General features: G+C 56.4%; 20 protein-coding genes and 2 pseudogenes. 10 read left to right on the top strand and 12 right to left on the bottom strand.

Going from position 1 to position 21966, the window contains the following annotated elements; translation table 11 throughout:
• Positions 1–54: 54 nt before the first annotated feature.
• The 5 genes and pseudogenes from C5750_RS15055 to C5750_RS27025 form a co-directional block, all read right to left on the bottom strand.
• Entirely contained in the window at positions 55–1494 is a 1440-nt protein-coding gene (locus C5750_RS15055) for an HlyD family type I secretion periplasmic adaptor subunit (RefSeq protein ID WP_105734734.1), read from the bottom strand.
• Positions 1495–1505: 11 nt separating this feature from the next.
• Positions 1506–3221: a type I secretion system permease/ATPase gene (locus C5750_RS15050; protein WP_105734733.1), complete on the bottom strand. Its 1716-nt coding sequence runs from the start codon at positions 3219–3221 to the stop codon at positions 1506–1508.
• Positions 3222–3318: 97 nt separating this feature from the next.
• Positions 3319–3897 carry a PE-PGRS family protein gene (locus tag C5750_RS15045; RefSeq protein ID WP_105734732.1) on the bottom strand — a complete coding sequence of 193 codons (579 nt, stop codon included), beginning with the start codon at positions 3895–3897 and terminating at the stop codon, positions 3319–3321.
• A gap of 322 nt (positions 3898–4219) precedes the next feature.
• On the bottom strand, positions 4220–5299 hold the full coding sequence (locus tag C5750_RS15040) for a hypothetical protein (RefSeq protein ID WP_105734731.1): 1080 nt from the start codon (positions 5297–5299) through the stop codon (positions 4220–4222).
• A 141-nt stretch (positions 5300–5440) separates the two neighbouring features.
• Positions 5441–5527 (bottom strand): annotated as a pseudogene (locus C5750_RS27025) (MucR family transcriptional regulator); the annotation flags it as partial.
• 435 nt (positions 5528–5962) lie between these two features.
• On the opposite strand from C5750_RS27025, the gene C5750_RS15030 reads away from it, so the two are divergent.
• The gene (locus tag C5750_RS15030) at positions 5963–6766 is read left to right on the top strand and encodes a helix-turn-helix transcriptional regulator (protein WP_110003338.1); all 804 of its coding nucleotides are present in this window, start codon (positions 5963–5965) and stop codon (positions 6764–6766) included.
• A 155-nt stretch (positions 6767–6921) separates the two neighbouring features.
• Here C5750_RS15030 and C5750_RS15025 read toward each other — a convergent pair whose 3' ends face one another.
• Together C5750_RS15025 and C5750_RS15020 are read right to left on the bottom strand one after the other, a co-directional pair.
• Entirely contained in the window at positions 6922–8394 is a 1473-nt protein-coding gene (locus tag C5750_RS15025; protein ID WP_105734729.1) for a SecDF P1 head subdomain-containing protein, read from the bottom strand.
• A 177-nt stretch (positions 8395–8571) separates the two neighbouring features.
• Positions 8572–9213, bottom strand: a complete 642-nt coding sequence (locus tag C5750_RS15020) for a dihydrofolate reductase family protein (protein ID WP_105734728.1) — start codon at positions 9211–9213, stop codon at positions 8572–8574.
• A gap of 148 nt (positions 9214–9361) precedes the next feature.
• Between C5750_RS15020 and C5750_RS15015 the strand changes: the two genes are divergently transcribed.
• Entirely contained in the window at positions 9362–9718 is a 357-nt protein-coding gene (locus tag C5750_RS15015) for an ArsR/SmtB family transcription factor (protein ID WP_105735015.1), read from the top strand.
• Complete coding sequence (locus tag C5750_RS15010; protein ID WP_199538086.1) at positions 9693–10184, top strand: SRPBCC family protein; 492 nt, start codon at positions 9693–9695, stop codon at positions 10182–10184. The genes C5750_RS15015 and C5750_RS15010 overlap by 26 nt, the downstream gene beginning before the upstream one ends.
• 98 nt (positions 10185–10282) lie before the next feature.
• Here C5750_RS15010 and C5750_RS15005 read toward each other — a convergent pair whose 3' ends face one another.
• From C5750_RS15005 to C5750_RS14995, 3 genes are all read right to left on the bottom strand, one after another.
• Entirely contained in the window at positions 10283–12232 is a 1950-nt protein-coding gene (locus tag C5750_RS15005; protein WP_105734727.1) for an elongation factor G, read from the bottom strand.
• Between the two features lie 362 nt (positions 12233–12594).
• Positions 12595–13407, bottom strand: coding sequence for a DUF2066 domain-containing protein (locus C5750_RS15000; RefSeq protein WP_105734726.1), 813 nt, complete (start codon positions 13405–13407; stop codon positions 12595–12597).
• 476 nt (positions 13408–13883) lie between these two features.
• Positions 13884–14738, bottom strand: a complete 855-nt coding sequence (locus tag C5750_RS14995) for an alpha/beta fold hydrolase (RefSeq protein ID WP_245421120.1) — start codon at positions 14736–14738, stop codon at positions 13884–13886.
• A gap of 192 nt (positions 14739–14930) precedes the next feature.
• Here C5750_RS14995 and C5750_RS14990 point away from each other — a divergent pair, with 192 nt between their 5' ends.
• Both C5750_RS14990 and C5750_RS14985 read left to right on the top strand, forming a co-directional pair.
• Positions 14931–15548, top strand: a complete 618-nt coding sequence (locus tag C5750_RS14990; RefSeq protein ID WP_105734725.1) for a TetR/AcrR family transcriptional regulator — start codon at positions 14931–14933, stop codon at positions 15546–15548.
• Positions 15549–16042: 494 nt separating this feature from the next.
• Positions 16043–17779, top strand: coding sequence for a SulP family inorganic anion transporter (locus tag C5750_RS14985; protein WP_245421119.1), 1737 nt, complete (start codon positions 16043–16045; stop codon positions 17777–17779).
• Between the two features lie 151 nt (positions 17780–17930).
• Here C5750_RS14985 and C5750_RS14980 read toward each other — a convergent pair whose 3' ends face one another.
• Complete coding sequence (locus C5750_RS14980) at positions 17931–18737, bottom strand: spermidine synthase (protein WP_110003332.1); 807 nt, start codon at positions 18735–18737, stop codon at positions 17931–17933.
• A 194-nt stretch (positions 18738–18931) separates the two neighbouring features.
• Here C5750_RS14980 and C5750_RS14975 point away from each other — a divergent pair, with 194 nt between their 5' ends.
• The gene (locus C5750_RS14975; RefSeq protein WP_105734722.1) at positions 18932–19327 is read left to right on the top strand and encodes a DUF983 domain-containing protein; all 396 of its coding nucleotides are present in this window, start codon (positions 18932–18934) and stop codon (positions 19325–19327) included.
• Between the two features lie 44 nt (positions 19328–19371).
• A complete protein-coding gene (locus C5750_RS14970) occupies positions 19372–19851 on the top strand; it encodes a GNAT family N-acetyltransferase (protein WP_105735013.1) in 480 nt (159 codons plus the stop codon).
• 86 nt (positions 19852–19937) lie between these two features.
• On the opposite strand, the gene C5750_RS14965 is transcribed toward C5750_RS14970, so the two are convergent.
• Complete coding sequence (locus C5750_RS14965) at positions 19938–20150, bottom strand: hypothetical protein (protein ID WP_130272999.1); 213 nt, start codon at positions 20148–20150, stop codon at positions 19938–19940.
• Here C5750_RS14965 and C5750_RS26385 point away from each other — a divergent pair.
• The 3 genes and pseudogenes from C5750_RS26385 to C5750_RS14950 all read left to right on the top strand — a co-directional run.
• Positions 20140–20685 carry a hypothetical protein gene (locus tag C5750_RS26385; protein WP_130502108.1) on the top strand — a complete coding sequence of 182 codons (546 nt, stop codon included), beginning with the start codon at positions 20140–20142 and terminating at the stop codon, positions 20683–20685. The genes C5750_RS14965 and C5750_RS26385 overlap by 11 nt on opposite strands.
• A gap of 17 nt (positions 20686–20702) precedes the next feature.
• Positions 20703–20966, top strand: a complete 264-nt coding sequence (locus C5750_RS14955) for a helix-turn-helix domain-containing protein (protein WP_105735012.1) — start codon at positions 20703–20705, stop codon at positions 20964–20966.
• A gap of 80 nt (positions 20967–21046) precedes the next feature.
• Positions 21047–21790: pseudogene (locus C5750_RS14950) on the top strand (YoaK family protein); the annotation flags it as partial.
• Between the last annotated feature and the right edge of the window lie 176 nt (positions 21791–21966).

Below are 21966 nucleotides of genomic sequence, written 5' to 3'. Positions count from 1 at the left end.
CAGTCCCGAATATAACCGGCGATGCCATTGCCGGAATGGATCGCCTGTGTCGCGTCAATCTTCGCGAAACGCGCGGGTGAAACTGTCGAGGAGCGGCCTGACGGCGTAAAATGCCACACTGCTCTCCCCGGTTTCGATCAGCGCCTGTGCAGGCATGCCCGGAATCAGCGTGACATCGTGTATTTTTGCCAGCCGTTCGTCGGTCACGCGGATTGTTGCGGCGTAGTAGGGTTGGCCGCTTTGCTTATCAACGAGGCGATCGGCAGAGACGTATTCGACCATACCTTTCAACAATGGTACGCGACGTTGGTTGTAGGGAAGCAGATGAATCTGCGCCTCAAGCCCTGAATGGACGCGATTGATATCTTCTGGCCGCACATGTGCCGACACAACAAGATTGCCGTTACGCGGTACGAGATCGACGAGCGGCTCGCCCGCACCAATAATGCCGCCGGCAGTGTGAATACGCAGATCAATGACCACCCCATCCTCGGGCGCCCTGATTTCAGTCCGCGCGAGCTGATCGTCTATTGCCCGTAGTCTTTCGCTCAGTTGCAATATCTGGCCTTCAGCGTCGCGCATGCCTTGAGCGACTTCGTTTAACCGGTCACTTTCGATTTTCACAAGATAGGCTTGGCTTTCGCTGATGACCTGGTATGCGCGCGATATCTGGGCGACGACTTCCCCGAGCTGACCGTCGAGATCTGCTATTTCCCTCTCGAGAACAAGCAGCCCGGTCTTTCGTTCAAGCCCCTTGGCCGCCAACGGGCCGACGGCATCGAGCTCCTGCCGTGCGATTTCCACTCTCTGCGTCAGCGCCGCCTTCTGCGCCATGAGACCTGAAATTTCCTCCTGCACCTGATCCATTTTCTTCTGTGTGATGGCGATCTCGGATTTCATCACCAGCCGGCGCGTCTCGAAGATGTGCTGTTGTCCGTCAAGAATGCCCTCGATTGCCGGATTGGTCACTCTGAGGGTTTCGAGATCCGCACTATAGGCAACTCGCTCGCTACCCCTCTGTTCCGCACTCAGGCGCGCCTGACTTGCCTTGGCATCCCAGAGCTGTCCCTGGAGACTGTCGCGCTCCGACCGTGATTTCGTGTCGTCTAGCTGGAAGAGGAGCTGGCCGGCTTTCACGGTATCGCCGTTCTTGATGAGGATTTGCCGCACGATACCCCCTTCCAGATGTTGGATGACCTTGCGGCTTGTTTCAGGCTCGACAACGCCTGCGGCGATTGCCGCGCTTTTGAGTGGCGCAAGGACCGACCAGGTGCCTAGGCCAATAATGAAGACGCCGATCAACAGGTTGCCTAACAAGGCAACGTTTCGAAGCCTCGGCATTGGGGAAGCAGGAGCTAGCGCTCCGTTGTTTGGTCCAGCAACCGGCACATAGACAAAGTGCTTCTTCGTTTGACCCGGCTTTACCACGGCGTGGCGCAAAGTATTAAACACACCTGAAAACTTGAGCGGCATGTCGAATTGAACGAGGGCCATTTTGCTGCCTCCTATGTCCCTGTTCGTGCTGGCGGTTGAAGATAGGCGTCGTAAATTTCGTCACTGTCTCCGAAAGCATCGATGCTGCCGTTCCGCATGATCGCAATTTTGTTGGTGACTGGAAGAACGCCCAACCGGTGCGTGATAATGACAACCGTCATCCGCTTGGCTCTCATGCGCTGAATCGCATTGAACAGAACACGCTCGCCGTCATAGTCCAGACTTGAGTTTGGATCATCAAGCACGACAAGGGCTGGATTGCCGTAAGCCGCCCTTGCCAGCCCCAGCTGCTGTCGCTGTGCACGCAGGAGCAAACTGCCGCCTTCGCCGATGTCGGTCTCGTAGCCCTGCGGGAGGCGCATGATGGCTTCATGCAGACCGACGAGTTTGGCTGCGTCGACTGCCTTGGTGGAATCGGCGCCATCAAGCCGGCCGATCACATCCTTGATTGCGCCGCCGAACAACTCGATGTCCTGCGGCAGGTATCCGATATGGCGTGTGCCTCCGCAAAGACGTAGGGCGGATATATCCACGCCGCCAAGCAGAGCGCTTCCGCTCGTCGGTTGCAGGACGCCGGCCATGACCCGTCCAAGCGTCGATTTGCCGGACCCTGACGAACCGATAAGCGCTACGCAATCACCAGGCGCGAGGCGCAATGAAACATCATTCAATATGTGCCGGTCGGCGTACGGCATGGCGAAGCTCACATTCTGAAGCACGAGGCTGCTGGATTCAGGCACCGGTACCATGCGCGACCCGGCATCCGATGCGACGGCAATCAGCATCCTGTTGAGACGGTTGAAAGCGCTGCGCGCGTAAGCGAAGGAACGCCAAGCGCCGATTGCCCCCTCGATCGGCGTGAGCCCACGGCCCAGCACCAGGCTGGCGACGAAAATAATGCCAGGGCTGCTGCCGTCGGCAAGCACCAGCCACGTGGCGGCACCCATCACCAGAATTTGCGTCAGCGTGCGGATGGATTTCGAGAAGCCAAGGATGATCTCGGTCCGGTGCATCGCGTTGTCCTGTGCCATTCGCGCAAACTCCGCATCGCGGTAGACGATCTGCGCGGCACCATCCTGCATGCCCATTGCCCGGACCACTTGGATGTATTTCAGCGCCGTTCCAAACCGGGAGTAGCTCCGCGCCAGTGCTGCACTTGCATGGGTAAGCGGTTCACGTGTCGCAAGCTCGGTCAGAACAGCCAGAAACAGCAGTATAAGCGCGCTCAAGAGGCCAATTGCTCCAAGCAGAGGGTGAACGAGAAAAAGCAGAAGCAGGAAGACCGGCGCCCACGGTATGTCGAAAAGCAGCGAGCTCGCAGGGGAATCGAGAAATTGACGCAGCGAAGCGAGATCCCGATAGCAATCGGCGGCAACACTCGTATTGACCCTTGCTGCATATTCGAACGCGGCGGTCAGGACAACTGGCCGCAATCGATGATCGAGCCAACTGCCAATACGGGTAAGCGCCGCGCGGCGCACGATATCGAGCACCGAGCCGACAACGACAGCAACGGCGATGACAAGCGTCAACATCAGCAGCGTGTCGGTGCTCCTGCTCGACAGGACGCGGTCATAGATCTGGAGAAGATAGATCGACGGTGCGAGTAGAAAGATATTGTAACCGCAACTGTAAATGAAAACCAAGCCAAAAGCGCCTGCGCAGGCTCGAAGGGCCACGACCAGATGCGTCGGTTGGCGCTCGGATTGTATGATATTCGTTGTCATTATCAGATCTCGGTTTTCGCGGTACTGACAAGGCAAACACCTGGCCGCCGATGAGGATCGTCGGTTTGGACCCGACGTTCCTCACGGGCCGGAAGCGTCAGATCAAATGGCTCAGATCGAGATCGACGTGGCTGTGGTCGAAATGATCGAGCGTATTTGATACGGACTGAGTCGTCGTTGTGGGATCGGTGTGAACCACTGCAGCCGAGATATCGCCACCGCGTGCAATATTGCCGTTACCGCCATTGCCGCCGACGCCGGCGAGAATAGTGGCATGCTGATCTGCAAAGAATTGGGTGTTCTGGGTAGCAGTCGTTGCTGCAGAAACTGCTGCTACGTCACCGCCACTGCCGTTCGTCTCACTCCCATTCGAGGTGGAAGCGCCGCCAGCGCCGCCTGCACCATTGTTCGTGATGGACGAAAGGGTCCCGTTCTCAGCTTCAGCTGCGCCGCCATGGCCACCAGGCCCGGCGCCCCAATCCGCAGTTTGCCAAACGTGATCGCCATTGTGCAGATCCGTATCTGCGCCATACACCGTCTGTGAATTGGCGACATACGCACTGGGATTGTAGTTGATATCTCCATAGCTATAACCGTCGCCGCCGTTGCCGGCATTTGCATCGCCTGCGTTGGCATGATTGAGCTGGATCGTATCGGATAATTGTGGAATAGGCATAACTATACTCCCTTTATATCGTTTGTCGGTGTTTCTCCCACGCCCTGGTGCCCGGCGATGTCATCGCCAAGCAAGATAATCGCCTTGGAACAGTGCCCGCCATTTGCATCGCGAACTAGCTAGATATTCGGGGACGTTCTTTTGGGGAGGGTATGGCTGTATAGGGGGGACGAATGGTCACGACATCTGATCGGCTATAGCCGCGCGGCTCTTCACGGCGATCTGCTCGCCGCAGACGTTTCATTGTATTTGAAATGGAAATTAGCCGGGCTTTGCTCGCCGGGGCATGCTCGTCCACGGCCGCGTCCGATAAATCATGTGCTTACACATGCAAGAACGAGAGAATGTCGTCTACCAGCGCCGAATGGGCATGCGAGACATCGCCCCCATGGCCACCGATGCCTGCCATTTGCAACGCATGTTGATCGTAAAGGACGTGATCAAGTTGTTGCGCGTCGGCCGTGCCGCCCGCAGGTACGGCGATGTTGATGGGATGGAAATATCCTATATTCACGTCCACCATGCTGCCGTTCGAAAAACCCGATCCGCCTTCGCCAGCGGCATGATCACCGGTGAAAATCGTATCGGAGCTAAGATTGAAACCACCGCCATTGCCTCCAATGCCCGCGATTTGAACGGCGCCCTGGTCGAAGACCGCATTGTTGGTCTGATGGGCCTCGGCCGAACCGCCCGCAGCACCGACCGCAATATTGATCGGCGAGAAAATGGCAACGTTCAGGTCGATCATACTACCGACGAAATAGCCGTTGCCGCCTTGCCCCGCATACAGGTCGCCGCCGTAGGTGAGCGCAGACCCGGACCCGCCCTGGGAATCATGGATTGTTGCATTGTGGTCGCCGCCAGCGCCGCCGACCCCACCGATCTGGGTAGCATCCTGCAGCATGGCCGAATTGTTCGATTGATCGGCAATAGCGTGTGCTCCCGGTCCTCCGGCTACGGCAATATTGACCGGGACGAAACTCCCGACATCCGAACTTACCATGCCGCCGTAGAAAATCCCGTTGCCGCCGCTGCCGGCATGATGGACATTGTCGCCCCCGCCACCGGTGAGCACAGCGTTGCCAAGGCCGCCGTTACCGCCCATACCAGCTATTTCGGTGGAATGCTGATTCATCAACGCATTGTTGCCCTGTAGTGCCTCAACCACAGCATGCGGTCCGGCAATTGCGGCGTTTGAAGGCGCGAAGACAGCCATGGGGGTGCTGCTTATGACGCCAATCGCGATGCCGTCGCCGCCGCTGCCAGCTGAACTGCTTGGCACAACCTCCAGGGGAAGCCACGTTGGGACGAGCGCCAAATGTCCCGAGGCGGAACCCGGAATCGCATTCTGGCTGGTGCCCGTACTGAACACCCCTTCCGTTGTGGGACGGTTATCCGCCATCGTCGTTACTCCACCTCAGCTGCAACCATCTGCCTCGCGAAGCTCCACGAAACCCATGGCTCGACCAGACTTTATTGTGCCGTCAGATGAGCAAAAAGAAGAGCCTGCAATTCATCTACAGCCATCTGGCTGTAGGGATAGCTATTTGACCGTAGTCTTTTCAGGCCAATTCATATGGCGTTTGAGAGATTGGAACGTCTGCCCATCTTCCAGGCAAACGATATAATCTGGTGTGGGCGCCGGGTCACCTTTGGACTACGGTGGCAAAGGCGGGTGCCTATGTTTCTGCCACGCACGGTGCGTCCTTCGGGTGCGTGCCCGCCAATGCCTGCAAAAGGTTTAAGCAGAACAAGCCCATCAGACTATATTTTCTGCCCAAGTAAAAACTTGGAACTATCAAAATCATGACCTGGACCGCGTCAAGCAAACTATCCGGCCTATCCGAAACCGCTACAGACTATCAATCAGCCTAGGCAAGTCACGCCCGCGTCACTCCCAAGTAATTAACTTAATCTTTATTAATGCCGAATGGGCATTGCCGCGCGGACGGGCATTTTGAATTACGCGTGAAAAATAACGAAAAAACAAAAACTTACAGGTCTATTCCTGTCAAAAATGGGGGCAAGCATGAATAGTAATGTGCCTTTTAACCTAAGCGAATGCATGAATAGCGAACCCGGAAAGAACTTTGAAAGCAAATCCGACAACAGCATCTTCATTTATGCTGAAACAGGGGTCGTTTTCCAGGGACTGGTCAAGTCATTGGAAAGAACATTCGCCGATATCCGGATAACGCTGTCGAGCTTTCTTCCCGATGCCCAGGATCCCGACCCGGGCATCGGCCTGGTCCTCCTGCAGACGGAGCTGATCACCGATCTTCCCGACTGCATCGAGCGCTGCCGGATATGTTTTCCCAATGCATCCATCACGCTGATGATCAATGGCGATGGATGTGCATCGCAGGGATTGAACAGATTGTTCTGCGACCGGAGAATCCAGGGCCTGCTTCCGTTCACGCTGAAACTCGACATCTGGCTGGCTGCCATATGGCTGCTGCTCAATGGCGGCGAATACTACCCCTACGGCGTCATGCAGTCGCTGGAAAAACTGGCAAAGGACGGCCATGCCCGCCATCAGCAGCCGTCTCTGGCGGACGGCAAACGGGCGCATCTGTCCGCCGCCAAGCCCATCGATACATTGACATTGCGCGAACATCAAATTCTCGAGCTGCTCTCCGAAGGGCTGCAGAACAAAACCATCGCCGACCGCCTCAGCCTGTCCGACCACACGGTCAAGGTCCATGTCCATAATCTCATTCGCAAGCTCAAGGTGCACAACCGGACACAGGCAGCCGCCGTCTACCGCAATCACATCGATCACGAATCCCTGCAATCGGCCTTCAGCTGGAACACCGAGCGCGCCTTCAGCCGCAATACCGAAATCACAGACCTCATCATCAATATCTAAGCCATAGCAATGATCACATTTGTTACGAACGCTATGCTGATCTCCATTCAGGTCTATATCCGGTCGGAACCTCTGGTTCCACCGCATATGCGCTCATGGGCTTGCGGGAGAACACGGGATCGGCAAACGTGCCTTGAGCGGTTTTGATTGTTTTCTCACGGCACCACACGAACGAAGATCGAAGCGTCCGGTATTGCCAACCGCTCAGCCAAGATTTCCAAGTTCTTCCTATCGGCATCGGTTATTACAATATGACCATCGACGATCGGCTCCCTTATCCAGGGTTCCATGATAACCTTGTCGTCGATCAACACTTGCGTTTGTTGTCCTATGGCGGCCTGGGTGAAGTCCTTGAATTTTGCGGCGCTGTCCGGCGTGAGGTCAATATTCAGACCAATATCATGATGGACGGGGGACGCGCCCAATATCGCGCTTTTCACCTGAAGCGAGATGGGCGCTATGACCGTATTCTGGTTTTCGTTCCCGGCAGCCGCCACATGGGCCTGTGACGTTCCGCCAGGAGGGGCGGATGCCTGAATATCATCGTTGACGCGTGCTGGCGTGGCTGTGGTTGACGGCAGCGGTTCGACGCGCAGATCCGGTGTCAGCAAAGTGGCAGATGTCAGTATAGCGGGAATGGGTAGACTGACCGGCACCTGTTCGCGCCGCACATGAGTGAACGTGCGAACGGTCATGCCTCCCGACCGAACCGCCACCGTTTCCAATGCTTCCAGGACCGAACCATCATCCAGAGATACGACAAAGCGGGAGGTTCGGTTCTTGCTTGCGCGTTTGACCTCGGCAAGTTGATCGCTTGTCAGAGCCTTTGCCCGCTCGGGAAAGGCAGTCATCATCTTGGCAGTCGCCGCCTGCTGCGATTGGCTGAGTGCAATGGGGTCATCGGTTTGAGAGAAAGACAGAGTTGCCGTGTGCCTGACCGTATCCGTCGATTCCAGGGTCCAGATGATCTCGGCACGCACATCGACACCACTAATGCTTTCAGTTCCCGACGACGTATAGGCCTGCGCTATCTCAAGGGTCTCTTCGCTGGCGCCTTGCCCATTTGCCAACACCAGCGCCTCCGGTATCAGGGCGGTGACGATCTGGAGTGGATTTGCGCGCACCGCTTCTATGATGTTACTGACGCCGCTTTCCGGCGCAGCTGATATTCCTCCTGGCCCATTTGCAGCCATTTTCTGCATGTTGGCCACAATCGCATCGGCGCCGAGCACATTGGAGGGGATTCCGCTCAAATTTGTTTCGAACTCCAACTGGTTTACGCCATAGGCCAGCAGAGAATTCTGATAGAGCGGGTTGAGCTGATAGGTGGACGCGGCGCCGGAAACACCTTCCGGCAAAGCGGAATCAAGGGACCAGCGAACACGCATGCTCTTCTCATCCCGCGATAAGATGATCATGCGCCGGAGATACGCGCCGCGCATCGCAACGGACGACGCGCCCGGGTTGTCGAACCAGAAAGACATGTCGGTCTCGCTTGCCATCTGAACGCGATAGACATGCTCGACACCGGGCGCTGGCGCGTAGGCTGGGATCGTGACGTTTTCCGCAGACCAAGCCGGAGCCAAAAGTCCGGCGTAGGCGCCGAGTAAGAAACCGAAAAATCTCAACTGTGAATTCCTTATGCCGGCATGATGTTGCTTTGGCGGTGCAGCGCGGTCAGGCCCATCGTCGCCTCCCAAGAATTCGACGCTCCCGTATCGATCAGGATGCATTCCTTTCCATCTCTATAGGGCGGCCGTCCCGATTTATACAGCCGATGATGGCTTCAAGTCACGGGCCACCGGCTAGCGGCGGAAAGTGAGGTGGATTGTGCCGCTCTGTGCCGTTTCTGCCTTGGTTGTGTAGCCCGCTTCCAGACCGCGCAGATCGTCCCACAGGCGGATGCCGCGCCCGAGCAAAATCGGAGCGATCGCAACATGAAGCCGATCGACAAGGCCCGCCTTGAGGAAGGCGCGAACGACAGTAGGACCACCGCCAACCCGCACATCTTTGCCGCGCGCCGCACGAACTGCCTGCTGGAGCGCATCCACCGGCGTGGTATTGAGGAAGTGGAAAGTGGTGCCACCGGCCATCTCCATGGACGGCCGCGGGTTGTGGGTGAGGACGAAGACCGGAACCCGGAATGGCGGCTCGTCGCCCCACCAGCCACGCCAGTTCGGATCGTCGGGAAAATTGTGGAGCCCGAACATGCCAGCGCCCATAATCTCGGCACCCACATTCGTGAAGTATTCCTTCGCGTAATCATCATCGATACCTGTGGTTCCTGCTCCCGTGGTATCCTTCAGCACGCGCTCACGGAACGTTTGCGTTGCCACATATGCGCCGACGAGACGCGGCCAGTCCTCACCGAACGGGGCTTCGGGCGTCTGGTCCGTCGTTGTCGCGAAACCATCGAGCGAGATAATGAGATCGACACGAACTGCCATTGGAGTCCTCCTTGTAAAGGGTTGCCGCACAACGGTCCCAATATTCCAGGCCGTATACTAAGGCATATGCCTTTCTATTCGACGCCGAACACTAAGGCAAGTACCTTTTTATCCTTGACCGGCGCGCCCGATCACTTTACAGATGCACATGCCTTACCATTCGACTCCGCTCGACCTCGCCTTTCACGCTCTGAGCGACCCGACCCGCCGCGCTGTGGTGTCGCGGTTGGTCGAGGGCGAGTTGCCGGTCAGCGCCTTGGCCAAACCTTTCGACATGGCGTTGCCCTCCTTCGCCCAACATCTCAAGGTGTTGGAAGATTGCGGGCTGATCGCCAGCGAAAAGCGCGGGCGCAGCCGCTGGTGCCGGCTGGTGCATGCGCGCTTCGACGAGGCGGCTGACTGGATGGAAGCCGAGCGCCGGCGCTGGACTGAGCGGCTGGATCGGCTGGAAGTCTATCTGGATAAAGCGGAAGAGGAGAATGAAGGACATGGCAAACCTGTTTGAGACATGGTCGCTCGACCGCGAAATCGTGCTGGTGAAGCTGCTCAACCACCCTCGCGACAAGGTCTTTGCCGCCTGGATGGACCCCAAGGCACTTGGCGAATGGTACGGCCCGGCCGGCTTCAGCATCGAGACCCACGAAGCCGATATCCGCGAGGGCGGCGTCTGGCGGTTCGATATGGTGGGCATATTCGAGGGCGAGCAGCAGCGCTTCCCAAGCCTCATGCGCTTTCTGGAGATCGTGCCGAACGAGCGGATCGTGATGGATTATGGCACGCCAGATCCTGACGACCCCGACCGTTTCCGCGCCACAGTGACCTTCGACGAGCAGACTGACGGCAAGACGGTGCTGACCATGCGCCAGCTCCATCCCAGCCGCGAGCGGCGTCAGGTGGTCATTGGCTTCGGCGCGGTGGAATACGGACTGCAGACACTGGACGGCCTCGCAGCCTGGCTCGATGGGTTTTGATCCCTGATCCCAGTAGGGTCCCGGTCCAAACCATGAAACGAGCCAAGCGATGAAAACCCTCACCTTGGGCACCAGGCACGCGGGGGCGGCCGCGCCGATCAAGAGAGGTCTCGGCGCAGGCGCCGCAGATATTCGATCCGATTGAACGGATTGGCATCAGAGCGCTGGCGCGAACGCTGTGGACCAGCCATGGGAGCATAATGATCAAAGGACGATTCCATAGTCCCCATACCGCTCGTCAGTCCCGGCAATTGTTGCTGAACATTTTGAACCATCTTGGATGCTATGGTGCCTTCCAGCCGAACCGAGCCATTGGCAATCACGGAATCCGCTGCTGTTGCACCGGATCTGGCAAGCAAGGTGAGCACGCCATTCAATGCCTCTGTCGGCGCTTCGAGGTGAAAGCGGTCGATCGGTTCACATATGACGGTTTGGGCGGATGATAGGGCGGTGGCCAGCACCAAAGGGGTCAACTGCCGGAAGTCAGCGGCCGTGCTCGTCGGGGAGCTGTGCCGGGCCGCAGTCATTGCCACATGGCAATCGATGACCTGCCAGCCGAAAATGCCCTGTTTCAGCGTCTCGAATACGGTTTCCTCGACCGCTCGATAGAAACTTGCGGGCATCTGGCCTATCGGCACTTCCAATACGAAGCTATTGCCCGCCCCTTCCGGCCGCGGTTCGACGCGTAATCCAACGGTTGCTATAAATGGATTTGGCTCCTTAAACATGATTTCGAGACCGGAACCGATTCCAACAAGCCTCTCCGCACAGATGACCGTGCTCTCCTCGAACATTGCTTCAAGACCGAAGTCCGTCAGCAAGGTCGACTGGATAACCTCCTTTTGCACCTCGCCATACAATGAAACGAAGACTTCGCCTTCAACATCGTTCCTGCGCAGATTGATCAGCGGGTCCTGTTCGGCCAGCTGGTTCAACGCCAGCCAGAGTGCCGCCTTATCGAAAGGCCGCCGGGCCAGGATGCGGGTTTCAAGGGTCGGCAAGGCAAAGTGATGCTGACCTCCAGGGAGGATATGTGAGCCTACCGCATCCCCGATCCGGGCACTGCTGAAACCACTGACACGCGCGATCTGACCGGCGCTGAAACTGCCGACATTGTGAATTCGACCCTCCCTGAAAACATGGATTCCGGTCACCCTTGCCGGCCCCTTCGGTAGATTTAAATGTTGCCGCAGATGGACCGTGCCGGATGTCAGATACATGTAGGCGAGCTTTTCACCTCCCCATCCGTGCTCGATCTTGAATATTTTGCCGGCAACTGAGCCATCCGCATCAAGGCGGCGCGAGGGTAGCATCGTCGCAATGGCCGAACTCAAGGCTGGTATGCCAACACCAGTCGTTGCGGCTCCGCCAAATGCCGGGTGCACCAGACCCTTGGCAACCTGATCGGCCAAAGAGAGTTCGAGCCTTTCGACCGTCAGGCTATCGGGGCTCTGCACGTAGTCGCTCAGCAGCATGTCGTCATTCTCCGCCAGCGTTTCACACAAGATCGTGAAAAGCGGCTCGTGCGCCGGGTCGGATGCCTCAACCTGGGTAAGTTTGCTGCCCCCATTGACGACGGTCGACATGGCAATGGGCCGGACCGGCAGCTGAACCGGAATATCCCTCAGCACCTCATCATATCGCGCGCCGAGGCGATCAACCTTGTTGATGAAGAATATGAAAGGAACGCCAAGACGGCGCAGCGCACGCACCAGTATGCGCGTCTGGGCTTGCACCCCTTCAACCGCTGAAACAACGACGACTGCGGCATCCAATAGTCCAAGCACACGCTCGACTTCAGCGATGAAGTCGGGGTGACCGGGCGTGTCGATGAGGTTCACCACCGTATCGCCAATGGTAAACGACACGACGGCAGCCCTGATCGTGATGCCACGTTGCCGTTCGAGTTCGAGGCTATCTGTCTGCGTATTGCCGCTATCGACGCTGCCGAGCTTGTCTATCATCCCCGCATCAAAAAGCAGTCGTTCGGTAAGGCTAGTCTTTCCTGCATCCACATGGGCCAGGATGCCCAGATTCAAAGTGCGCATGAACCCTCAACTTCTCAGAATTTCGTATGTGATTTTCGTGAGAAATGAGTCGGCGCATTGGAACCTCTATAAGCTAAAAACTATGGCTTGATGCGCATCCTCTGCAGTTCTGCAGAGACGCGGGCCAAACCCTATTGGCGTATCCAAAGATATGTCAAGCCCGTTAAAGCGGTGCGGCAAGACCTTCAACGAAAGATCAAGCTCGCCCCGGTGAAGCGAAACGTTTAGAAGATAGCTTTGAGGCTTGTCAGGCAAACGCGTCTTGGAACGCATAAACGGTTTCTTTCGAAGTGCCGGTGATGGGTTTTGGGCCAAGATTCGTGCCATCATCTGACATATAGGCTAGTGCGGGAAAAGAACCGTCATTTCTCGGCGTGAGTCAACGCGCCGACAGGTTTGCCATTGCCAGATAGAATCTGTGCGGCTCCCTTAAGGGCATTTCTGAAGGCGTCGTCAAAGCTGACACCCCGCACCTGCCACCTCGCTTCATGGAGTTTGTTTGCGCTCTGTTGAACGTCCAGTTCCCATGTTGCGATCCAGCCGCCCTCGCTATCGCTCCAGTCCAACTCACCCGACAAAGGCATGGTACCCTCTACCGATCGTAAGCCGGTATACTCGCCGGACGGGAAAACCACATCGATGCCTGTAAGATCGGATGCGGCGGCGAATGCCTCTCGCATGGCCAGATCGCGGCTATTACCGGCCGCTACCTGATAACTCGCTTGGCCACGACGCACCTTCAATAACACTCCGAGCACGGGCCGTTTGTCTAGCCATGGACGAACTCCGAGCCGCCCGAGCAGATCATCGATACTGTCCTTGCGAAAATGGCATGTGAGATCGTGGGGCCGATCATGGGTTCCCTGCTCATCATGAATCGGGCGGCCTGCCAGCCTGTCGTGGTAGGAAAAACTCTCGATATAGTCCGCGGCATGCTTGCGGGCAGTTTGCATCTCGGCGCCCTCACTCAACCGCGAACTGCCCGACACCCGAGGAAGAACCTTATCCAGGCAATCCACGAAGCCCTTTGCACGATTTTCTACGCCTTGACCGGTTACAACGCTCACGACTACATAAATATCGCTTGGTGTGAAGGCGTTTGCCGGCGGCGCAAAGAAAAATCCCGCCAACAGCAGCGCAGGGAATCGACAATTTGCACCTACAGCACCCGTCATCGCGTTCCAAGCCGCCGCTTCAAGCCCAAGATACCATGTGCGCGGAGATCATGACAAGATCAACACAACGCGATGCTGTCTGGGAAGGCGCCAGGCGCCCCATCTTGTTCTCGCCCTCACTACTGACGTTGATAACGGCCCGTTAATTGGAGCGGTATACCCGCAAGGCCGATCAATGGCTCCTGTTTGAAACATGGCCTGCTTTACTGCCCACTACATCGGTCCAACGGGAGATGTTCTCTTCAGGAGAAGCGCACCCGCCAAGGCGCCCACCAAAAGCGGCAAACCGTGAATGTCCTTGACACAGGTATCCGCTATTGCCGCTCCCATGACGATCACAGCCGCAACTTTTGAAACCAACGGCGCAGGCTTCAAAAGGCTCCACGCCAGAAGTCAGCCCAGAAGCCTGGCGACGGCAACCGATCCCCCTGCGCCATGCGGTTGCCATGCATACCCCACCGCTCTCGCCGTCGTCTTCAGCGTGTTGAAACAGATTCGCGAAAATCGGCCAGGTCGCGATTGAACCGCTGCGCTTCCTCCAGGAATGGCGCGTGTCCGGAATCGGCATAGATCTGCGAGCGAACCGCCGGGTTGAGTGCCCTCGCCCGCTCAAGGCTCGGGTGCGCCATGACCAGTGCATCCTTTTCGCCGTAAAGCATCAGCATGGGAGCCTTGATCCTGGGCAGCCCTTCCGCCGCAAAGACTGTCATGGAAGGCACTGTTCGGGTCATGATCCACGATGCCATGGCCGCATTGGACAACAGCCGCTCGAACGTTACCTGATCCGGCTGCGTCGCAAAACACAGCGCCAGAAAGTCGCGCATTGCATCGAGGTGGACCTTCAGGTCGTCCGAAGCAAGGCCCGCATAGACTTCGGGATGCGGCTTTAAAAGCTCGGCTTTCAGTTCAATGACACCGCCCACGTAAACCAGCCCCCCGATCTCATCATCGCCGTAAGCTGCAACATAGTTGGAAACGACCACTCCGCCCAACGACCAGCCGACAAGAACCGGATTTTCGGCTTTTGTCACCTCGAGCACGGCGCGCAGGTCATCAGCCCAGCGTCGTCCGTCGCCATAGGCCTGCGCATCCTGTGGCTTCCCCGAAAGTCCATGGCCGCGAAGATCGAATGTGATCAGCCGGTAACGTAAAAGGTCAGGACTGTGCAACTGGCTCTCCCAGTCGATATGGCTCCCGAGCAATCCGTGGATGAAGACAATGGGCCGCCCGGCAGGATTGCCAGCCTCCTGAACCGCGATGTCGACACCGTCCGGCGACTTCACAGTATAATCCTTCTGCCATGCCATTGCGACCGACGGCATAATCATCATCAGGGCTATCCATAGCGCCCGCACCATAAAGACACGGCTGGCACGCCTCGCCCCGCAGACGCCTAGTCCGATCGGCGGCTCTTCACTCTGCATCGTCAACATCCGATTATTCACAATATTCATCCTTATATTTAGCGATCACTACAAGATAAAGGCTTGCATTGTGCTGTCAAGTTGTCTTTAGTGATCGCTATGGATAAGCTCGTGAAAAAACGTCGGGGCGGGCCGCGGACCTTCGATAGGGACCACGCGGTTGATACCGCCATGCGCCTGTTCTGGCGCCATGGGTATGAGGGCGTCTCGTTGAATGATCTTACGGCGGCGATCGGCATCGCGCCGCCGAGCCTCTATGCAGCGTTCGGCAGCAAGGCTGGCCTCTATCGTGAGGCGCTCGATCGATATTCCGGCCTGCCAACGGCACTGAACAATCTTGGTCAGACGACCAGTCTTTGCGAAGCTGTGGAAACCCTCCTCAAGAACGCCATCGAAGCCGTCACTGAGCCTGGCGAGGAACGCGGCTGCATGATTTCGAGCGGCATGATCCAGTGCGGCGAAGACCACGCCGACCTAGCCCGCGAACTGGCGGAGCGCCGAGGTTTGATGCGGGACAGCATTATGCTCAAACTCCAACCATGGGTGGATCGGGATCGTGCCGTCTCGCTGTCCCGCTACCTCGTCACCATCCTGCAGGGTCTTTCAGTTCAGGCACGCGATGGCGCCTCCCGCGAAGAGCTTAAGCAGGTCGCTGGCGAGGTCGCTGCCGGCATCAAAGGTCAGAACCTCTCGGATTGCAAAAGCGGGACACCCTAGAGGCTTGGCATAAATTACGCCTGTATCAGCCAACGATGCGGATCGGTGCGGCGTCGGGTTTGGGGCCGGGTCGTGACAAGGTCATCGCGAAATTGTACGGGACTTTGGACGAAACGTGAACCATGTCAGATAAAACATGGGTAAGGCTCTTGTTCTAAGCTTAAACGTATTGGCCCGTTCTTTCCCTTCCCGCGCGTCTTAACACGTGCCGCATTCTGAGCGTAAGCAACGACAATACTCCCACTTGTGAGCCAGTCGCAGGATTGCGACATTCCTAGCGTATCACAGGTGGCAGCCACTCAGAGTGGTATCGCGTCGATTGTATGTTGAACAAGGCAAAACCAAAAGTGGCCTCTGACCCGGGCTCCACTGTTCATTAAACACGGAGGCGGTATACTCACGCTGAGACGATCAGCGTGTCGTCGTTGTCGCGACGGCGACCGCCGACGTTGGATGCCGACGATCCCGCCGCTCTCACCTGAGAGGGGTTTGAATTGGATACAGCCCATCGGTCGCAATCACAGCAGACAGCACCAAGCTTTGCCGAGCTTTTCACCCCAAAGCTGATAACGGTTTTGCGGGAAGGCTATAGCCGCAGTAAATTTCAGGCTGACATGATGGCCGGGCTCACGGTTGCAATCGTTGCCTTGCCGCTATCGATGGCAATTGCCATAGCGTCCGGGGTTACGCCCGACCGGGGGCTGTTCACGGCAGTCGTCGGCGGCGTGATCGTATCAGCACTGGGTGGCAGCCGATTCCAAATTGGCGGCCCAGCCGGTGCCTTCATCGTCCTCGTTGCGGCGACTGTGAGCCATCACGGTATTGACGGCTTGATCCTTGCCACGATGATGGCTGGCGTCTTCCTTGCGATCACCGGTTATCTTAGACTTGGAACCTACATCAAGTTTATCCCCTACCCCGTCACTGTCGGCTTTACCGCCGGGATTGCCGTCATCATTTTTGCCAGCCAGTTGAAGGAATTGTTTGGTCTTGATCTTGCGGGCAAGGAACCGGGAGATCTTCTGCCGAAAATCATGGCGCTTGGTGAAGCTGCAGGAACCGTCAATCTTGCCGCCGTCACAATTTCTCTGCTGACCATTGCAACCATCGTCGCGCTCAAACGCTGGCGACCGTCATGGCCGGGCTTGCTCATCGCGGTCTGCCTTGCCTCGTTGACAGCCGCAGCCTTCAGCCTTCCCGTTGAAACGCTCGGCACACGCTTTGGCGGGATACCGCGTACCCTACCCATGCCTGCTCTTCCTGTGTTCACGCCGGAGCTTGCGATTGCGGTGCTGCCGGATGCCATCAGTTTCGCACTGCTCGGCGCAATCGAATCCTTGCTGTCGGCGGTAGTGGCGGACGGCATGACGGGAAGACGACATCGATCGAACTGCGAACTGGTTGCTCAAGGCTTTGCCAATATCGGATCGGGGCTCTTCGGTGGCATCTGTGTCACCGGCACAATCGCCCGCACGGCAACCAATATCCGCGCCGGCGCTTACAGTCCCATCTCCGGCATCCTGCATTCAGCCTTCTTATTGGTCTTCATGCTGGTCGCTGCACCACTTGCAAGCTATATTCCCCTCGCCGCACTCGCAGGCGTTCTCGCCGTCGTTTCCTATAACATGATCGAGAAGGAGGCATTCCGCGCGCTCCTTCGTTCATCACGCGGCGATGCCTTGGTGCTTCTTGTTACATTTGGGCTGGTGATCTTTCGCGATCTTACCGAGGGAATTGTCGTTGGCTTTGCGCTCGGTGCAATTTTATTCATCGACCGCATGGCGAAGAACGTAGCACTGGAAGCCCATGAACCTTTTGCCGTTGATGACGTGGCCGACGCTTCCAATGGCGATCGCGGCGAATACAACGCAGCAACCAGCACCGATCCCGATACGGTTGTCTACCGCTTGACAGGCGCCTTCTTCTTCGGCGCGGCTTCAACCGTTGGCACAATCCTTGATCGCATCGCCGATCAACGGCATAACTTCATTTTGGACTGTACAGCAGTACCTTTGCTTGACTCCACCGCAGCAAATGTCATTGAGGCCTCTGCCCACAAGGCAGAGCGTGCCGGCGTCAAGTTCTATATTACCGGTGCATCGCCGGCTGTGCGACGCATGTTGCGTGCTCACGGTGTACGCCCACCCCATGTTGCCTATGCTGCAACAATTGCAGATGCAAGGGCGCTGCTTTTATCGGCGACAACACCTCGAAAAGAGAGCGCCCCTTGATCGGCTTGTAACCGCTATGCGAGCCGATCAGATATAAGATTTACGGGCCGGTACCTTTCAGGCGCGCGACGACGGCTGACGCTGCTACGACTTGTTTTCCGCCTCTCAATGAAGTCCTCATTGCGTTTGCTGGATGAGATAACCTCAGTTTCTACACCAGCTGTTCGGACCGCCGCCAAGGGATGAACCTGAAGCGTTCGAGATCGCGCGCAACATCATCTGCCACATCCGTTGGCGGCATCAAAAGCGTTGGCGCGTTGAAATGTTCAACCTCCCCCGCCACGAGCAGGGTGTTTCGGTCCCACAGGCCCGGCGTATCCAGAAGACGCACATCAGTCCAGATATTGCTGAGCTTTTCCGCCATCTCTTTGGGAAACTGGTCGCGATCATTGTGCGCCCAGATATTGCTGATCAAACAACCGTTGGTTTCGTCAAGACGTGCGTGCGCGAGTTCAAAAAATGTTTCCGTACACAGGTGGTCAGGGATGTCCCCTCCCGTATAGGCATCCAGAATGATCGCATCGTAGCGATGGCGAACAGCATGCAGAAAGTTCAAACCATCTGCGACGTAACATTCGATGTGACGGGGTAATCCGAAATATTTCCGGGCGATGAAAAAGGCGGTGGGATTGATGTCAACGATCGTCACCCGAACACCCGTCTTGTCGAGCATCGTACCCAAGCTGCCGCCGCCACAGCCGATCATCAGGACATCCCTGGCCTGTGTTTGAGCAAGAAGGCCAAAAATCGCATGAATATAGGGGGCAACGCTTACCCCATTTATATCGCTTTCGGATTGGTAGAAACCGCCCTGGCGGTAAATGACGGAACCGGTGTTCTTGGCGCGAAGCACTTCAATTTTACCAAATTCGGAATGAAATTTCGCCAGCCGTATCATTATGCAGTCGACCTCAGTAAATTTGTGCATCGACCGGCCTCGGCCGGAGACCCCGCGCATGTGTCAATTCATTCAAACAATCTGATCTCAACACCTGGAATCAATTATGATGTATAAAACATCACTAGTTGACTATAAAACGTTTATATATACGCTGCAACTGGCAAACATCAATTACCATCTTGGATAAACTGCGCGGGTGTAGCATAGGTGCAGAAATCTCGGTGCCGTTTGAAAAACAGCAAGGACACATCATGAGTGAAGACAAAGCGCTCTATCCGCCAGTCGATCCCGTCTCCGCAGGGATCAAGGGCCGCTGTCCACGCTGCGGACAGGGCAAAATGTTTGACGGCTTCATTAAACTGCCCAAACACTGCACGAATTGTGGCCTCGATTATTCCTTTGTCGACACGGGCGAAGGGCCCGCAGTCCTGGTGATGCTGCTCGTCGGCTTCATTGTTGTTGGCCTCGCCCTTTGGACAGAGGTAACACTGGCCCCGCCATTGTGGCTACATTTCATTCTATGGATACCCCTGGCGCTCATCCTGTGCCTGACAGCGTTGCGCACAATGAAGGGAATTCTGATTGCGCTCCAATACAAGCACAACGCAGCCGAAGGGCAGATCGACCGCTCGGCAAAATCCAAATAATGTCGTATCCAGAAGATGCAAATGCCACAAAAGGAATATTGCCGATGATTGGTTTCAGGCCCATGCGCCAGGGCGAGTTTTCGAGCTATCTCGATTATTTCGTCCCTGACTATGCTGCCGAGATATCAGCAAACTACGGCCTGTCCAGTCCAGAAGCCGTGGTACAGGCGAAACGCGAAATTGCGGAGGACCTGCCCAGTGGTCCAGATACATCCGGACAGGTCTTGCTCTGCATAACGGATAGCGAAAAAGAAAATGCCGAAACCATCGGCTATCTTTGGTACCGCGCCGATACGGATTCCAGAACAGCGTTCATCAGTGATTTTCATATTCTTCCCGCCTGCCAGGGTAACGGCTATGGCAAGCAAGCATTGCTGGCTCTGGAAATTGCGCTTGCCAGGGAAGGATTTGAGCAGATCCGTCTGCGCGTCGCCGCAGACAATATGCGGGCTCAGCACATCTACAAGGCCGGGGGATTCCGCACGACCGGCATCAATATGAGCAAGCGCATCAAAGCGGCGTGAGCGCCAGATTGCTCAGTGAACACACTCTTGGTCTGATTTTTACGCACAGCGAAAGTCGAGCGGAGACGCGCATCGGCCGATTGCGATCAATAAGATTGTAGTTGTCGTTCCGCGCTGAAGCGATCAGTCCATTTTGCGACTTCAGCCTGCGCGTGTTCACGGGTTCGAAACGGCCCAATCAGTTCGTGCCTTACGCCGCGGTCATTGACCTGTACGTAGTGAAGCCCCGTCGCGACAACGATGCTCACGGACGAGGCTACGGAGGTTTTGACCTCGACCGGTGTTTCATTGATCGCCATGGTCATCTCCATCAGTGGCGTCCGCTGCATTGATCCGGGGGGAAACTTCAGATGCACGTGGCCTGTTATCCTCGGAAAGACCATAGGTAGACATGTCAATGTCACCCCATATCGACGCAACGGGCGATTTTTGGCCCCGGCGGCCGTGCTTGATTTCAACGACAAACGGTTTCTTTTGCGGTTTCATCACAATCCTGTCGTTCGCTTTTCATCAAAGAAGCAAATTGCGTCAGCCCTGATCAGGCTGAGCTACCGGCTTTTGCGCTTCCAATTTATTCAAAAGTTCCGCCAGTTCCTCGGCATCCCGCCGGTTCATGCCAATAATGGTACGGCTGCCCATCTCGGCGGCTCGTGCCGTGCGCGCGTCGATGACCGTCCAGGTATCGTTAAGATCTTGCTGTGGTTTGTAACGTTGAGTCATAAAGATGAGAATAACGCCCACTTTCATTCCTGCCAAGAGGGCGCGCATATTTTATCGTTTCATATTGATGTTTTAAACATCAGTGATAAGGTGATGCAGATCACTACTCAATGATAAAAGTGGATACGATTGTGATTACTGCAAACCAAATGCGGGCAGCGCGAGCGCTGCTTGGCATCGATCAGAAAGCCCTCGCGGAGATGTCCGGTGTTTCCCTGCCGACCATTCAACGGATGGAAGCCAGTGAAGGCGATGTGCGCGGCATCGTCGACAGCCTGATGAAGGTCGTCAACGCCCTTGACCGCGCAGGTATTGAACTGATTGGCGAACATGCGCGCAGCGAAACGGGTGGCAGAGGTGTAAGGTACCGTCAACCGTCGCAAAAGCTCAATTAAATGCAGATGCTGTGGGATGCACCGTGCAGCGGCAGGACCTTCATGACATACCCGTGCAACTCGATGCCCTTCGCTGTTGATTGATGATCTCCTATTTGCGCAAGATCACCGGAAGAGAACGGTTCGAAAAGACCGACCGGCATCTTGCGCGATTCCTGACTTTTGTGGCTGGAGCTGCAAATGCCGGAGGCTTTCTGGCGGTTCACCAATATACCTCTCATATGTCCGGTATTGTCTCGGCCATGGCTGACAATCTGGTGCTCGGCGACATGAGCCTTGTGCTTGCGGGCCTTGCTGCCTTTCTTTCCTTTGTGGCCGGAGCCGCCTGTTCAGCGATACTCGTTAATTGGGCACGGCGGAAAAAGCTTCAGAGCCAATACGCTCTGCCGCTTATGGTTGAAGCCATGTTGCTGATCTGCTTTGGGCTGCTCGGCCGCAACCTGGAGCACCGTGAATGGCTGTTCGTGCCGGCTACAGTCATGCTCTTGTGTTTCATCATGGGCTTGCAGAACGCCATCATCACCAAACTCTCCGGCGCGCGCATACGAACAACCCATGTTACGGGTCTCGTGACAGACATGGGCATCGAGCTGGGTAAGCTCTTCTATTGGAATTCGCCACCAAGCAGCCTCGATATGCCTTCCGTCAAGGCTGACCGCAAAAAACTCAAGCTGCTGGCGTCCCTTGTCGCACTGTTTCTTGTCGGCGGTATCGCCGGCGCAATCGGTTTCAAGCATCTCGGCTTTGCCGCATCGCTTGCCCTTGCAGCCATCCTTCTCATATTGGCGATCGTCCCTGTGCTTGATGATCTCAAAATCAGGATGAGACAAGCCTGGTGACGGGTTTCCACAAACACGATATAAGGCACCGGCGCTCGGGCCGAACACCAGCCACGGCCCCTGGTCTTCCGTATTCAGGCCTGCCGGTTAATCCGGCCAAAAAGCGACAGACTAGACCATAGAAAACTCTTGTCCAAATTAGAACGAGTTGAGAAGGTTCT

This window comes from Phyllobacterium myrsinacearum, from assembly GCF_002980555.1.
Taxonomy (GTDB): domain Bacteria; phylum Pseudomonadota; class Alphaproteobacteria; order Rhizobiales; family Rhizobiaceae; genus Phyllobacterium; species Phyllobacterium myrsinacearum.
The sequence above is the reverse complement of the archived record's forward strand: the minus strand, read 5'-3'. Positions and strand labels throughout refer to the sequence as shown.